At 68.4% G+C, this 14,005-nt stretch carries 15 protein-coding genes and 1 pseudogene; 13 read left to right on the plus strand and 3 right to left on the minus strand.

The annotated features are described in order from the left end of the window. Position 1: 1 nt before the first annotated feature. From murD to AC5Y39_RS20905, 12 genes are all read left to right on the plus strand, one after another. Positions 2 to 1,408, plus strand: coding sequence for a UDP-N-acetylmuramoyl-L-alanine--D-glutamate ligase (gene murD, locus AC5Y39_RS20850; protein WP_500021556.1), 1,407 nt, complete (start codon positions 2 to 4; stop codon positions 1,406 to 1,408). Between the two features lie 5 nt (positions 1,409 to 1,413). After that, positions 1,414 to 2,901 (plus strand): putative lipid II flippase FtsW, encoded by a 1,488-nt coding sequence (gene ftsW, locus AC5Y39_RS20855; RefSeq protein ID WP_500021554.1) that lies wholly within the window; start codon positions 1,414 to 1,416, stop codon positions 2,899 to 2,901. After that, complete coding sequence (gene murG, locus AC5Y39_RS20860) at positions 2,895 to 4,028, plus strand: undecaprenyldiphospho-muramoylpentapeptide beta-N-acetylglucosaminyltransferase (protein WP_500048283.1); 1,134 nt, start codon at positions 2,895 to 2,897, stop codon at positions 4,026 to 4,028. The genes ftsW and murG overlap by 7 nt, the downstream gene beginning before the upstream one ends. Positions 4,029 to 4,066: 38 nt before the next feature. Further along, positions 4,067 to 5,500, plus strand: a complete 1,434-nt coding sequence (gene murC / locus AC5Y39_RS20865; protein WP_500021582.1) for a UDP-N-acetylmuramate--L-alanine ligase — start codon at positions 4,067 to 4,069, stop codon at positions 5,498 to 5,500. Continuing rightward, positions 5,497 to 6,327, plus strand: coding sequence for a cell division protein FtsQ/DivIB (locus AC5Y39_RS20870; protein WP_500021550.1), 831 nt, complete (start codon positions 5,497 to 5,499; stop codon positions 6,325 to 6,327). The genes murC and AC5Y39_RS20870 overlap by 4 nt, the downstream gene beginning before the upstream one ends. Before the next feature lie 132 nt (positions 6,328 to 6,459). After that, positions 6,460 to 7,596 carry a cell division protein FtsZ gene (ftsZ, locus tag AC5Y39_RS20875; RefSeq protein WP_499911667.1) on the plus strand — a complete coding sequence of 379 codons (1,137 nt, stop codon included), beginning with the start codon at positions 6,460 to 6,462 and terminating at the stop codon, positions 7,594 to 7,596. An 11-nt stretch (positions 7,597 to 7,607) separates the two neighbouring features. Then, on the plus strand, positions 7,608 to 8,315 hold the full coding sequence (gene pgeF / locus AC5Y39_RS20880) for a peptidoglycan editing factor PgeF (RefSeq protein ID WP_500021549.1): 708 nt from the start codon (positions 7,608 to 7,610) through the stop codon (positions 8,313 to 8,315). Next, entirely contained in the window at positions 8,303 to 9,055 is a 753-nt protein-coding gene (locus AC5Y39_RS20885) for a YggS family pyridoxal phosphate-dependent enzyme (RefSeq protein ID WP_500021548.1), read from the plus strand. Before pgeF ends, AC5Y39_RS20885 begins: the two co-directional genes overlap by 13 nt. 33 nt (positions 9,056 to 9,088) lie before the next feature. Further along, positions 9,089 to 9,739: a cell division protein SepF gene (locus AC5Y39_RS20890; protein WP_499911670.1), complete on the plus strand. Its 651-nt coding sequence runs from the start codon at positions 9,089 to 9,091 to the stop codon at positions 9,737 to 9,739. A gap of 72 nt (positions 9,740 to 9,811) precedes the next feature. Then, the gene (locus tag AC5Y39_RS20895) at positions 9,812 to 10,102 is read left to right on the plus strand and encodes a YggT family protein (RefSeq protein WP_499911671.1); all 291 of its coding nucleotides are present in this window, start codon (positions 9,812 to 9,814) and stop codon (positions 10,100 to 10,102) included. A 164-nt stretch (positions 10,103 to 10,266) separates the two neighbouring features. After that, entirely contained in the window at positions 10,267 to 11,094 is an 828-nt protein-coding gene (wag31, locus tag AC5Y39_RS20900; RefSeq protein ID WP_500021547.1) for a DivIVA-like cell division protein Wag31, read from the plus strand. Positions 11,095 to 11,110: 16 nt separating this feature from the next. Next, positions 11,111 to 11,437, plus strand: coding sequence for a DUF308 domain-containing protein (locus tag AC5Y39_RS20905; protein ID WP_500021546.1), 327 nt, complete (start codon positions 11,111 to 11,113; stop codon positions 11,435 to 11,437). A gap of 2 nt (positions 11,438 to 11,439) precedes the next feature. Here AC5Y39_RS20905 and AC5Y39_RS20910 read toward each other — a convergent pair whose 3' ends face one another. After that, positions 11,440 to 12,114, minus strand: a complete 675-nt coding sequence (locus tag AC5Y39_RS20910) for a phosphoribosyltransferase (RefSeq protein WP_500021544.1) — start codon at positions 12,112 to 12,114, stop codon at positions 11,440 to 11,442. Positions 12,115 to 12,172: 58 nt separating this feature from the next. Between AC5Y39_RS20910 and AC5Y39_RS20915 the strand changes: the two genes are divergently transcribed. Then, positions 12,173 to 12,592: a DUF2784 domain-containing protein gene (locus AC5Y39_RS20915; protein WP_500021542.1), complete on the plus strand. Its 420-nt coding sequence runs from the start codon at positions 12,173 to 12,175 to the stop codon at positions 12,590 to 12,592. 110 nt (positions 12,593 to 12,702) lie between these two features. On the opposite strand, the gene AC5Y39_RS20920 is transcribed toward AC5Y39_RS20915, so the two are convergent. Then, positions 12,703 to 13,203 carry a DUF4383 domain-containing protein gene (locus AC5Y39_RS20920; RefSeq protein WP_500021540.1) on the minus strand — a complete coding sequence of 167 codons (501 nt, stop codon included), beginning with the start codon at positions 13,201 to 13,203 and terminating at the stop codon, positions 12,703 to 12,705. 646 nt (positions 13,204 to 13,849) lie between these two features. Further along, positions 13,850 to 14,005 (minus strand): annotated as a pseudogene (locus tag AC5Y39_RS20925) (type II toxin-antitoxin system VapC family toxin); the annotation flags it as partial.

Raw genomic sequence — 14,005 nt, forward strand, 5'->3', positions numbered from 1 at the left:
GATGGCCGACGTCCTCAAACCCGGCACCCGGGTGCTGGTGACCGGCGCCGGGATCACCGGGCGGGCGGTGAGCGCCGCGCTGACACCGATGGGTGTCCGGCTCTACATCTGTGACGACGACCCCAAGGCACTGCAGCGGCTGTCCGAACCCGCGATCGTGGTGGGAACCAACGAGGCCGCCGAGCGGATCGCCGACTTCGACCTAGTGGTCACCAGCCCGGGCTTTTCCCCGACGACCCCGCTGCTGTCGGCCGCCGCCACCAGCGGCGTGCCGATCTGGGGTGACGTCGAGCTGGCATGGCGGCTCGACGCGTCCGGACGGTTCGGGCCGCCGCGCCGCTGGCTGGTGGTCACCGGCACCAACGGCAAGACCACGACCACGTCGATGCTGCACGGGATGCTGCTGGCCGCCGGGCGCCGCAGCGTGCTGTGCGGCAACATCGGCAGCCCGGTGCTCGACGTCCTGGACCAGCCCGCCGAGTTCTTCACGGTCGAGCTGTCCAGCTTCCAACTGCACTGGGCGCCGTCGCTGCGGCCCGAGGCCGGCACGGTGCTCAACGTCGCCGAGGACCACCTGGACTGGCATGGTTCGTTCGAGCACTACGCGGCCGCGAAGGCCCGGGCACTGACCGGCCGGGTGGCGGTCGCCGGCGTCGACGATCCCGTGGCCGCCCGGCTGCTGCAAGACGCCCCGGCCGCGATGCGCGTCGGCTTCCGGCTGGGGGAGCCGGCACCAGGCGAGCTCGGGGTTCGCGACGGGACGCTCACGGATCGTGCCTTCGCGGCGGACATGCCGCTGGTCGCCGAGTCGGTGATACCCGTGCCGGGGCCGGTCGGCGTGCTCGACGCCCTGGGCGCCGCAGCGCTGGCTCGCGCGGTCGACGTGCCCGCCGACGCGATCGCTGCGGCCTTGGCGTCGTTCTGGGTGGCCCCGCACCGCGCTCAAGTGGTCGCGGTGGTCGACGGCGTCACGTTCGTCGACGACTCCAAGGCCACCAACCCGCACGCGGCCCGGGCGTCGATCACGGCCTATCCGCGGGTGGTGTGGGTGGCGGGCGGCCTGCTCAAGGGCGCGTCGGTGGACGACATGGTGCGCGAGGTGGCGAATCGGCTGGTCGGGGCGGTGTTGCTGGGCCGGGATCGGGCGGTAGTTGCCAACGCGTTATCGCGACACGCCCCGGATGTCCCCGTCGTCGAGGTCACCACGGGAGACGATGCTGTGGTGCAAGAGGCCAGTGAGTCTGTTGGGGAAAGAGTGATGGCCGACGCCGTCGCAGCGGCCTGCCGCCTGGCCCGGCCCGGTGACACGGTGTTGCTGGCCCCGGCCGGGGCGTCGTTCGACCAGTTCACCGGCTATGCCCACCGCGGCGACGCGTTCGCTGCCGCGGTCCGCGGCGCGACCCGGTAGTGGCGATGCGCGACACGCTGGCCCGACTTCGCAGTCGGGGAAACGGGGTCGGTGCGTGGCTGGGCCGGCCGATGACGTCGTTTCACCTCGTCATCGCCGTCGTCGCGCTGCTCACGTCGCTGGGGCTGATCATGGTGCTGTCCGCCTCGGGGGTGCGGTCCTACGACGACGACGGCTCGCCGTGGATCATCTTCGGCCGCCAAGTGCTCTGGACGGTGATCGGGCTCGTCGGGTTCTACATCGCGCTGCGGGTTCCGGTTCGAGTCATGCGGCGCACCGCGTCGTTCTCCTTCGCGTTCACCATCCTTCTGCTGGTGCTGGTGCTGGTGCCCGGAATTGGCAAGGAATCCAACGGATCTCGCGGCTGGTTCGTCATCGCCGGGCTGTCCATGCAGCCCTCGGAGCTGGCCAAGATCGCGTTCGCGATCTGGGGCGCACACCTGCTGGCCGGCCGCCGCATGGAGCGGGCGTCGCTTCGCGAGATGCTGATTCCGCTGGTGCCCGCCGCGGTGATCGCGCTCGGCCTGATCGTCGCGCAGCCCGACCTCGGGCAGACGGTGTCGCTGGCGATCATCCTTCTGGGCTTGTTGTGGTACGGCGGCCTGCCGCTGCGGGTGTTCTTGAGCTCACTGTTCGCGGCGATCAGCGCCGGCGCCATCCTCGCCGTCTCCGAGGGGTACCGCTCCGACCGGGTGCGGTCCTGGCTGAACCCCGGCGCCGACCCGCAGGACTCCGGCTACCAGGCCCGTCAGGCCAAATATGCCTTGGCCAACGGCGGCGTGTTCGGCGACGGGCTGGGCCAGGGCACCGCGAAGTGGAACTATCTGCCCAACGCCCACAACGACTTCATCTTCGCGATCATCGGCGAAGAGTTGGGGTTCGTCGGCGCGTTCGGGCTGCTGTGTCTGTTCGGGCTGTTCGCCTACACCGGGGTGCGGGTGGCGCGCCGCTCGGCCGACCCGTTCCTGCGGCTGCTGTCGGCCACCGTGACCATGTGGGTGTTGGGCCAGGCGTTCATCAATGTGGGCTACGTGATCGGGCTGCTGCCGGTCACCGGTTTGCAGCTACCGCTGATCTCCGCCGGTGGAACATCAACTGCCACAACGCTTTTCATCATGGGTATGATCGCCAACGCGGCCCGGCACGAACCGGAGGCGGTGGCGGCGCTGCGGGCCGGCCGCGACGACAAGATGAATCGGCTGCTGCGGCTGGCCCTGCCCGAGCCGTATGTGCCCAGCCGCACGGAGGCGCTGCGCGACCGGCTGCGGTCACGGCCGTCCGCCGAAACACCGAGGAACTCGAAGAAGCCCACGAAGCCCACGAAGCCCACGAAGGTCGCGGCAAGTGGGTCGCGACGGTCAGGGCATCATAGAGTCGGCCAGCGTCACGACGGCCGGCGTCGCACCAGCAGAGGTGAAGGTACGCGCACCAGGACTTCAGGAGAGGCAGCCATGACCGGTAGCGCGAAGAACATCGGTGCCCGCCGCTGGTGAACGGCAATAAGGCGGTCTCCGTCGTGCTCGCCGGCGGCGGCACCGCTGGCCATGTCGAGCCCGCCATGGCTGTCGCCGACGCACTGAAGGCCCTGGACCCGAATGTGCGGATCACCGCACTCGGTACCGTGCGGGGTCTGGAAACCCGCCTGGTGCCTGAGCGGGGATATCGGCTCGAGCTGATCACGCCGGTGCCGCTGCCCCGGAAAGCCAGCCGCGACCTCGCGCAGCTTCCGCTGCGGGTTCGCCAGGCGGTGCGTGAGACAGGCGCCATCCTGGACGCGGTGGGCGCCGACGTGATCGTCGGCTTCGGCGGGTACGTGGCGTTGCCGGCCTACCTTGCCGCGCGCCGGCGTCGCGTGCCGGTGGTGATCCACGAGGCCAATGCGCGCGCGGGCCTGGCCAACCGCGTCGGCGCACGATATGCGCAACGCGTGCTCGCGGCGGTGCCCGGCTCGGGCCTGCGCGGCGCCGAGGTGGTGGGCGTGCCGCTGCGCCCGTCGATCACCGGGCTGGACCGCATGGCCGTGCGCGCGCAGGCGCGGGCGTTTTTCGGGTTCGACGACGACGCGTTGGTGCTGCTGGTTTTCGGCGGCTCGCAGGGTGCGGCGTCCATCAATCGGGCGGTCGCCGGTGCCGCGAAACACCTTGCCGCCGAAGGCATTTCGGTACTGCATGCGCACGGACCCAAGAATCGCCTGGACTTGCCGGAGCCCGCGCCGGGCGATCCGCCTTACCTCGCGGTGCCCTACCTGGATCGCATGGACCTGGCCTACGCGGCCGCCGACCTGGCGATCTGCCGGTCCGGAGCGATGACCGTGGCCGAGGTATCGGCGGTGGGGCTGCCGGCCGTGTACGTGCCGCTGCCGATCGGCAACGGCGAACAACGCCTCAACGCGCTGCCAGTGGTCAACGCCGGAGGTGGCCTCCTGGTCGACGACAAAGACCTGACGCCGGATTTCGTCGCGCAGACCGTCACTGAGCTGCTCACCGATGGGCCAAGGCTCGCCGCGATGACGGCCGCCGCGGCGCTGGTCGGCCATCGCGACGCCGCTGAGCGGGTGGCGCAGGTGGCGCTGGACCTCGCGCGCGACACTCGCCCGCCGAAAAAAGCGGGGCGACGGTGACCGTGCGGCCGTTGCCCCCCGAGTTGGCGCGGGTGCACATGGTCGGCATCGGCGGGGCAGGCATGTCCGGGATCGCGCGCATCCTGCTCGACCGCGGCGCGGCGGTGTCGGGTTCGGACGCCAAGGAGTCGCGCGCGGTGCTCGCGCTGCGGGCCCGCGGTGCCGAGGTCCGCATCGGCCACGACCCGGCGTCGCTGGACCTGCTGCCGGGCGGGCCCACCATGGTGATCACCACCCACGCAGCGATTCCGAAGGACAACCCAGAACTGGTCGAGGCGCGACGGCGCGGCATCGCGGTGGTGTTGCGACCGAGGGTGCTGGCCAAGCTCATGGACGGCTACCACACAGTGATGGTCACGGGCACGCACGGCAAGACGTCGACCACGTCGATGCTGATCGTCGCGCTGCAGCACTGCGGGCTGGACCCGTCGTTCGCGGTCGGCGGAGACTTGGGGGAGGCCGGCACCAATGCGCATCACGGCAGCGGCGACTACTTCGTCGCCGAGGCTGACGAAAGCGACGGCTCGCTTCTGGAGTACACGCCTGACGTCGCGGTGGTGACCAACATCGACGTGGACCACCTCGACTTCTTCGGCAGCGCCCAGGCCTACACCAAGGTGTTCGACGACTTCGCCGACCGCGTCGCGCCCGGCGGCGCGCTTGTGGTGTGCATCGACGACCCGGGTGCGGCGGCGCTGGCCGAGCGGGCAGCGGACAGGGGCGTTCGGGTACTGCGCTACGGCAGTGACGCGTCGCTGCCCCTGGCCGGGCAGTTGCTGTCCTGGGAGCAGCAGGGCACCGGCGCTGTCGCCCAGGTGCAGCTGGCCGGTGAGCCACGGCGCAGGGTGATGCGGCTGTCGGTGCCCGGGCGGCACATGGCGCTCAATGCGCTGGGCGCGTTGGTGGCGGCGGTCCATGCCGGCGCCGAACCCGAATGCGTGCTCGACGGGCTCGCCGGTTTCGAGGGGGTACGCCGCCGGTTCGACCTGGTGGGCGTCGCCGACTCGGTCCGGGTGTTCGACGACTACGCGCACCATCCGACCGAAATCCGCGCGACGCTGGCGGCGGTGCGTGCGCTGATCGAGCAGGCACCGCGCGCCGCCGACCGCAGCGGCCGCGCGATCGCGGTGTTTCAGCCCCACTTGTATTCGCGCACTGAGCTTTTCGCGCGGGAGTTCGGTGCCGCGCTCGACGACGCGGACCTGGTGTTCGTGCTCGACGTCTACGGCGCGCGAGAGCAGCCCCGGGCCGGAGTCAGCGGGGCGATGGTCGCCGAGCACGTCAGCGTCCCCGTGTCCTACGTGCCGGATTTCGCGGCGGCGCCTGACCGGGTGGCAGAGGTGGCGCGGCCCGGTGACGTGGTGGTCACGATGGGCGCCGGCGACATCACGATGCTGGGACCGGAGATCGTGAACTCGTTGCACGTCAAGGCCAACCGCAGCACGCCTCGCCGCTCCGGGGTGAGCGGATGACCGAGCCGCTGCTGGAGGAGGGACCGCGGCGACGTGCCCGCCGGGAGCGCGAGCAGCGTCGCGCCGCGGCCGCACGCGCGCGGGCGATCGAGGAAGCGCGCCGCGAGGCCAAGCGCAAAGTCACCGCCACGGCCACCGCCCCTCAACCGCCCCGGCGCGGCGTGGTGCGGGGGCTGAAGGTTCTGGTGTGGGCGGTGCTAATCACCGTCATCTCAGTCGGCCTCGGATTGGTGCTGTACTTCACGCCGCTGATGTCGGTGCGCAATCTGGAAATCGACGGGCTGCAGGTGATTCCGCGCGACGAAGTGGTCGCGGCGGTGGCGATACCGCACGGCACGCCGCTGCTACAGGTCGACACCGGCAAGGTAGCCAACCGCGTGGCGACCATCAGCCGGGTGGCCTCAGTGCGCGTGCAGCGCGAGTACCCGTCGTCGTTGCGGGTCACCGTGGTGGAGCGAATCCCGGTGGCGGTCAAGGACATGGCGGACGGCACGCATCTCTTCGACCGTGACGGCGTGGATTTCGCCACCGCGCCGCCGCCGCCGGGTGTGCCGTACCTCGACGTCGACCGTCCGGGTCCCAGCGATCCGCCCACGAAGGCCGCGCTGGCCGTGCTGACCGCACTGCGGCCCGAGGTTGCCGGGCAGGTGGGACGCATCGCCGCGCCGTCGGTCGCCTCGATCACGCTGACGCTTGCCGACGGGCGCGTGGTGATTTGGGGGACCAACGACCGCACGGACGAGAAGGCCGAGAAACTGGCGGCCTTGCTGACCCGGCCAGGCCACACCTACGACGTGTCGAGCCCCGACCTGCCGACGGTCAAATAGAAATTCCTGCTTTCGCATCGGCGCGCCTGCGCGGTTAGCGCGGCATGCGGCCATACCGTTCTGGTTGCGCGGAACTACTTGACATAACTCTAAGCCTCTGGTTGAGGTTGAGGGTTGGGAGGAAGGCTATTGATGACCCCCCCGCATAACTACCTCGCCGTCATCAAAGTCGTCGGCATCGGCGGCGGCGGCGTGAACGCCGTCAACCGGATGATCGAGCAAGGCCTCAAGGGCGTGGAGTTCATCGCCATCAACACCGACGCGCAAGCGCTGCTGATGAGCGATGCCGACGTCAAGCTCGATGTCGGTCGCGACTCGACCCGAGGACTCGGCGCCGGCGCCGACCCGGAAGTCGGGCGCAGGGCCGCCGAGGACGCCAAGGACGAGATCGAAGAGCTGCTTCGCGGGGCCGACATGGTGTTCGTCACCGCCGGTGAGGGCGGCGGGACCGGCACCGGCGGCGCCCCCGTCGTCGCCAGCATCGCTCGCAAACTCGGCGCGCTCACCGTCGGCGTCGTCACCCGGCCGTTCTCGTTCGAGGGCAAGCGCCGCGGCGCGCAGGCCGAGGGCGGGATCGCCGCGCTGCGGGAAAGCTGCGACACGCTGATCGTGATCCCCAACGACCGGCTGCTGCAGATGGGCGACGCGCATGTGTCGCTGATGGACGCGTTCCGCAGCGCCGACGAGGTCCTGCTCAACGGCGTGCAGGGCATCACCGACCTCATCACCACGCCGGGGCTGATCAACGTCGACTTCGCCGACGTCAAAGGCATCATGAGCGGCGCCGGGACCGCGCTGATGGGTATCGGCTCGGCCCGCGGGGACGGCCGCGCGCTGAAAGCCGCTGAGATCGCCATCAATTCGCCGCTGCTCGAGGCATCCATGGAGGGTGCGCAAGGTGTGCTGATGTCAATCGCGGGCGGCAGCGATCTGGGGCTGTTCGAAATCAACGAGGCCGCGTCGCTGGTGCAGGAAGCCGCGCATCCCGACGCCAACATCATCTTCGGCACGGTCATCGACGACTCGCTGGGCGACGAGGTGCGGGTCACCGTGATCGCCGCGGGCTTCGACGCGGTCAGCGCCAGGCACGCGAAGCCTGTGGTGGGTGCTGGCGCGAAGGTAGCGGCCGGTGCGGCCGGCAAGGTCACCTCGACGCTGTTCGAGCCCGGTGACCCGGCCGCTGTTCCCGCGCACACCAACGGCGCGACCGTGCGCATCGGCGGCGACGATGACGACGACGTCGACGTGCCGCCGTTCATGCGCCGGTAAATACTGGCTGCGTGACCATTCGGGTTCGGCGGGTGACTACTACCCGCGACGGCGGCGTCTCCGGGCCACCTTTCGACACGTTCAACCTCGGCGACCACGTCGGCGACGATCCCGAAGCGGTCGCCGCCAACAGGAAACGGCTGGCTGCGGCGATCGGGCTCGACGAGGACCGGCTGATCTGGATGAATCAGGTGCACGGCGACCGGGTGACGCGTGTCGACGGGCCGCGGGACAGCCCGGTCGACGACACCGACGCGCTGCTGACGACGACACCGCGGCTGGCGCTGGCGGTGGTGACTGCCGACTGTGTCCCGGTGCTGCTGGCAGACGCGCGCGCCGGCGTGGTGGCGGCCGTGCACGCCGGGCGGGTCGGCGCCCAGCGCGGCGTGGTGGCCCGCGCGCTGGAGGCGATGCAGGCTGCGGGCGCTCACCCCGGCGACACTTCGGCGCTGCTGGGGCCGGCCGTCAGCGGCGCCAACTACGAGGTGCCCGAGGAGATGGCCGCGGAGGTCGAAGCCGCGCTGCCGGGTAGCCGCACCACCAGCCGCCGCGGCACTCCGGCATTGGACCTGCGGGCCGGAATTGCCCGTCAGCTCAGCGCTTTGGGGGTGAAGGCGATCGACATCGACCCGCGCTGCACGGTCGACGACCCGAAGCTGTTCAGTCACCGCAGACAAGCGACGACAGGTCGGCTCGCCTCCGTCATATGGATGGAATGACTGAACGCCAAGAACAATTGGCGCGGTCGTTGGCGGCCGTGCGTCAGCGAATCGACCACGCCGCCGCCGCGGCGGGCCGCGACCCGGCCGACGTCGAGCTGCTGCCGGTCACCAAGTTCTTTCCCGCCTCCGACGTCGCGATCTTGGCCCGGCTCGGCTGCCGCGCCGTCGGCGAATCCCGCGACCAGGAGGCCGCGGTCAAGTCTGCCGAGGTCGCCCGGCTCGTCGACGAAGACGTGCACTGGCACATGGTCGGGCGGATTCAGCGCAATAAGGCCCGCTCTATCGTCCGCTGGGCCGGCACCGTGCACTCGATCGACAGCACGCGGCTGGTCGGCGCGTTGGACCGAGCCGTCAGCGGGCTGCCGCTGCGGGCGTTTGTGCAGGTCAGCCTCGACGGTGACCCGCAGCGCGGCGGGGTGGACGTGCGCCGGCCTGAGCTCGTGGACGAAGTGTGCGATGCAGTGGCTTCCGCAGCGGGCCTGTCGCTGGTCGGGTTGATGGCCGTACCGCCGCTGGACTGGGATCCGGAGCGGGCGTTCGCCCGATTGCAGACCGAGCATCAGCGGATACTTCGCAGCCATCCGCAAGCCTCGGGCCTGTCGGCTGGCATGTCCGACGACTTGGAGGCTGCCGTGAAACACGGGTCCACCTGTGTGCGTGTCGGTACCGCGTTGTTGGGACCGCGGCCTTTATCGTCACCTGCAGTAGTCACTCCTGTCACACCAACATCAAAATAGTCGTCAACCACGAGCCTCCCGAAAGGGTCACCGATGAGTACGCTTCACAAGGTCAAGGCCTACTTCGGCATGGCGCCGATGGAGGACTACGACGACGAGTACTACGACGACGAGGACCGCGGACGCAGCTATCCGCGCCGGCCACATTCGGAGAGGTTCGGCGACGACGGCTATGACCGCCCGAGTCGTCGCTACGAAGCTCGCGATCGCGACTACGACGACCGCGACGCGGACGACTACGCGCCGTCCTACCGCGGCTACGACGAACCGCGGTTCCGGCCGCGCGAATTCGACCGGCCGCCGGAGATGGGCCGCTCGCGGTTCGGTGCACTGCGCGGCGCTACCCGCGGCTCGCTGGCGATGGACCCCCGTCGGATGGCCGAGCTGTTCGAGGCCGGCAGCCCCTTGTCGAAGATCACCACGCTGCGGCCGAAGGACTACAGCGAGGCACGCACCATCGGGGAACGGTTCCGTGACGGCACCCCGGTGATCATGGACCTGGTTTCGATGGACAACGCCGACGCCAAGCGGCTGGTGGATTTCGCCGCCGGCCTGGCGTTCGCGCTGCGCGGTTCCTTCGACAAGGTGGCCACCAAAGTGTTCCTGCTGTCGCCGGCAGACGTCGACGTCAGCGCCGAGGAACGCCGGCGCATCGCTGAAGCGGGCTTTTACGCCTACCAGTGAGCCATCGGTAGGCTGACAGCGCTCCCTGTTCGGGGGGCGCTGTCGTCTACGTCTCTAGTGAGGTCGGGCCTGTTGCGGCTGTTCTTCGACATTTTGGGCTTCGCGCTGTTCTTATTCTGGCTGTTGCTGATCGCCCGCGTGGTCATCGAATTCATTCGCTCGTTCAGCCGGGACTGGCGGCCGCGGGGTGTCACGGTGGTGATCCTCGAAATCATCCTGACGGTCACCGATCCGCCGGTAAAGCTGTTGCGGCGCATCATTCCTCAGCTGACCGTCGGCGCGGTCCGCTTCGACCTTTCGATCATGGTCCTGCTGCTCGTCGCCTTCATTGGAATGAACCTGGCGTTCAATGCCGGCGCCTAAAACACGGCTCGCCGCAGAGATTGAAATTCCTTCTTAATTATTATCCTCGCCTGCAACCGGCGGTTCTGATGTGACAGGATGGACGGCAGTTACAGTCCGGGCACCGACCACGGTCTACACTCCTAGATCAGCTTCGACCGTCCAGAACTTTGAGGGGGCAGAAAATGCCGCTAACGCCCGCCGACGTTCACAACGTCGCATTCAGCAAGCCGCCCATCGGCAAACGCGGCTACAACGAGGATGAGGTCGACGCTTTCCTCGATCTCGTCGAGGCCGAGCTTACGCGACTGATCGAGGAGAACACGGATCTGCGCCAGCGGGTCAGCGAACTCGAGCAAGAGCTGGCCGGCGCGCGGTCTGGCAACGGCGCGGCCACCACCCAGGCCATACCGTTGTACGAGCAGCAGCCGGAGCCACAGCAGCCCGCCTACGAGGCACCGCAGCCCGCGTACGAGGCGCCGCCCACGCCGGCCGCCGCGCCCGGCCCCGTCGACGAAGAGTCCCACATCAAGGCCGCCCGCGTGCTGGCCTTGGCCCAGGACACCGCCGACCGGCTGACCAGCACCGCCAAGGCGGAGGCCGACAAGCTGCTCGCCGACGCCCGCGCCAACGCCGACCAGATCCTCTCGGAGGCGCGGCGCGAGGCCGAGACCACGGTCACCGAGGCGCGCCAGCGCGCCGAGGCCATGCTCGCCGACGCGCAGATGCGCTCGGAGACCCAGCTGCGCCAGGCCCAGGAGAAGGCCGACGCGTTGCAGGCCGATGCCGAACGTAAGCACTCCGAGATCATGGGAACCATCAACCAGCAGCGCACGGTGCTGGAAGGACGGCTCGAGCAGTTGCGCACGTTCGAGCGCGAATACCGCACCCGGCTCAAGACATACCTCGAGTCGCAGCTGGAGGAACTGGGTCAGCGCGGCTCCGCCGCTCCGGTCGACTCGAGCGCCAACAGCGACAGCGGCGCTTTCAATCAGTACAACAGGGGCAACTAGCCCCGAGGGCTGATCAATGCTGATCGTCGCACTGGTCATGGCCGTGATCGGCCTTGCCGCCTTGGTGACCGCGGTTGTCACCAGCAACGAGGTGATCGCGTGGGTGTGCATCGGAGCCAGTGTGATCGGCGTGATCCTGCTCATCGTGGATGCACTGCGCGAGCGCCAGAAACGCGACACCACGCCCGCCGCCGACTCCCCTGAAGAGACTACGGAAACTCCGGAAGACGCCCGTGAGGAGTCCCCGGCAGAGGCGCAAGAGTTCGACGAGGAGTACCCCGACGAGGAGCGTGCCGGCGACGAGAAGGCGCCGGTGGCCGAGGAAGACAAGACTGAGCGCTGAGCTCAGCAGGTCGGGGTGGCCAGAAGCTTGCGCACCTCGTCGTCTGAGGTCTGGCTGAAGTTGCGGTAGTACTCGCCGACCGCCATGAACGACGGCGGTGTCGCCACACAGACGACGTCGTCTGCGGCTTCGGCCAGCTGCCGGCAGGCGGTCGGGGGCGCCACCGGAACCGCGACCACGATCTTCGCCGGAGCCGCGGCGCGGATCGCTCGAACCGCCGCCAGCACGGTGGCCCCGGTGGCGATTCCGTCGTCGACCAGGATCACCGTCTTGCCGGTGAGCTGGATCGGCGGCCGCCCGCCGCGGTAGGCGCTCTCGCGGCGGGCCAGCTCGGCGGTCTCCCGGTCGATCACCTCTTGCACCTGGTCGTGGGTTATTCCGAGGCTGCGCAGCACCTCATCGTTGAAAACCACCAGGCCGCCGCTGGCCAACGCGCCGACGGCCAGTTCCTCCCAGCGGGGCGCGCCAAGCTTGCGAACGACGAACACGTCGAGCGGCGCGTGCAGGGCGGCGGCCACTTCCCACGCGACGGGCACGCCGCCGCGCGGCAAACCCAGCACCAAAAGATCGGGTGTGCCGCGGTAGGTCGTGAGCGCGGCGGCCAGGGCGCGCCCGGCTTCGCGGCGGTCGGCGAAGGGTGTGCCGGCGCCGCGGGTCAGGCCAGGAAATCGTCGCATTGCGATCCTCCGCGTCCTAGTGTCCTCTCGATCGGGGCCCGCGTGCCACAGTGGAGGAGTGTTCATCGCCGTCGTCGCGGTGGCAACCGTGCACTTCATGTTCCTCGGCTACCTCGTCGTCGGCGGCTTCCTGGCGCTGCGGTGGCCGCGCACGATCGCGTTGCATGTGCTCACAGTGTTGTGGGGATTGGGCAGTGTTCTGCTGCACTTCCCCTGTCCGCTGACCGACGCCGAGCGATGGGCGCGTGCGCATGCCGGAATGGCGCAGCTGCCGTCTGCGGGCTTCATCGACCACTACATCACCGGGGTCCTCTACCCATCTGGCGCGTCGGTGCTTGTGCAGGCGACGGTGTTCATGCTGGTGCTTTTGTCATGGGTGCTGTTCGCGAGGGCGGTGCTGAACCGGAGGAGGGCGACGACATCGTGCTCGACGGGTTCTTCCAGGCGACCCCTCACTCGCCGACAATGGGATCGATGAACAGCATGTTTTGGTGACGAATCATGTAGTATCGCAACAAGTTTCAAACTTCGTCACCGAGTTCAGGATTGATCATCGCCGCATTCTTGGTGAAGCACGGCCTGCATGTGTCACCCCTTGCCGACGAATACTCCCGTACTGATCCCGCCCAGTGGGCGGTTATTGCCTTGGCGACCAAAAGCCCAGCCTAAGAACAGAGCCGCTGCAGCCAGTCCCAAATGCAGCCAGTTATCTGCGTCGTTCACTGGAACCAGGTTCGCCGAACTTTCGCGGTCGACAAGCATGCCATAGACGAACAGGGCGGCGTACACCAGGCCGGTGCCAATCAGATACGCACGGGCACCGTTGAACGTTCGAGCCATCAGAACCCCGAGAATGCCAAACACCAAGTGAATCAGGTTGTGTAGCACCGAAACACCGAACACACCAAGAAGTTTGGCGTTCGAGGCATGTCCCGCCCAGGTCATCGTGTCGTAGCCGACGGTCACTTTCGGTACGAACCCGAGGATTCCGGCAAGCAGGAACACCACCGCGATCGCTAATGCGAACACTTGAACCGTGGCCCATCGGACCTTGCGAGGCGAAATGGCCGGCGCATTAGGCGCTGACATGGCGTTCCCTTCGTCAGGGTTGTGTGAAGCCGAGCAGCCCAGGAGTACCCACAGCCACCCGGACGGAAGCTAGGCAACAAAGCAAATTTGCCCCGGCGTTTTCGTTCGCCAAGGACCGCGGAGAGGTAAAGCCATTGCAGCGCACCCGGCATGTGGAGTTGGTGGCTGCAGGCACCGGGTCACGTGGGTGCGGCGGTTATTCTGCTTTGGTCTGCTTCGCCGCAGACTGGCGTTGGGCACGCAGTTCCCGGCTTTGCCTGCAAACTTCTCGGGCTTCTGCCTGGATTCTGCGCGACCGGGCCAAAAGCTGTTGGTTGTAGGTCACGATGTCTTGAAGCGGTTCAGCTGCATTCGAAGCTACGTCGTCCACGGTCGCCATCCCTGGTGTAGCACCCGGGTGCGATGAGGGCGCGGTGAGTGTTCCAACCACTTTTGCTATGACTGGCAGCGCGTAGAGCGGACCCAAGTCACTGTCGCTGCCATGACTGGTGTCTTCAGGCTACACGCTGTGACCGCCGGATGGGAGCTGGTTTGTGCTGGGTAGCGCCGATGTGTGCGAGGGGACTTGGCCACATACGACACGGACCTGGTCTGGCGGATCGTCGTCGGTGCTGGGGTCGACCCACGCGAATGTCGAGCGGTCGGATCAGGGGTCGAGTTGGGCGGGGGCGACTCGGCACCCAACGGCTTGGGCTCCAGCGTGCAGTCGCCGATCCCAAACGGCGACGATCAGGCCGGGGTCACCGAGAACCAGCGCGCTGGCCAGATGAACAGCGCCGGCCCCACGTAGGGCGTGGGCGCG

Source organism: Mycobacterium sp. NGS39, assembly GCF_059812765.1.

Bases quoted from the DNA above. Each gene is read 5' to 3' on its own strand.
- murD (WP_500021556.1), top strand. From the start codon at position 2: ATGGCCGACGTCCTCAAACCCGGCACCCGGGTGCTGGTGACCGGCGCC.
- ftsW (WP_500021554.1), top strand. From the start codon at position 1,414: ATGCGCGACACGCTGGCCCGACTTCGCAGTCGGGGAAACGGGGTCGGT.
- murC (WP_500021582.1), top strand. From the start codon at position 4,067: ATGGTCGGCATCGGCGGGGCAGGCATGTCCGGGATCGCGCGCATCCTG.
- AC5Y39_RS20870 (WP_500021550.1), top strand. From the start codon at position 5,497: ATGACCGAGCCGCTGCTGGAGGAGGGACCGCGGCGACGTGCCCGCCGG.
- ftsZ (WP_499911667.1), top strand. From the start codon at position 6,460: ATGACCCCCCCGCATAACTACCTCGCCGTCATCAAAGTCGTCGGCATC.
- AC5Y39_RS20885 (WP_500021548.1), top strand. From the start codon at position 8,303: ATGGATGGAATGACTGAACGCCAAGAACAATTGGCGCGGTCGTTGGCG.
- AC5Y39_RS20890 (WP_499911670.1), top strand. From the start codon at position 9,089: ATGAGTACGCTTCACAAGGTCAAGGCCTACTTCGGCATGGCGCCGATG.
- wag31 (WP_500021547.1), top strand. From the start codon at position 10,267: ATGCCGCTAACGCCCGCCGACGTTCACAACGTCGCATTCAGCAAGCCG.
- AC5Y39_RS20905 (WP_500021546.1), top strand. From the start codon at position 11,111: ATGCTGATCGTCGCACTGGTCATGGCCGTGATCGGCCTTGCCGCCTTG.
- AC5Y39_RS20910 (WP_500021544.1), bottom strand. From the start codon at position 12,114: ATGCGACGATTTCCTGGCCTGACCCGCGGCGCCGGCACACCCTTCGCC.
- AC5Y39_RS20920 (WP_500021540.1), bottom strand. From the start codon at position 13,203: ATGTCAGCGCCTAATGCGCCGGCCATTTCGCCTCGCAAGGTCCGATGG.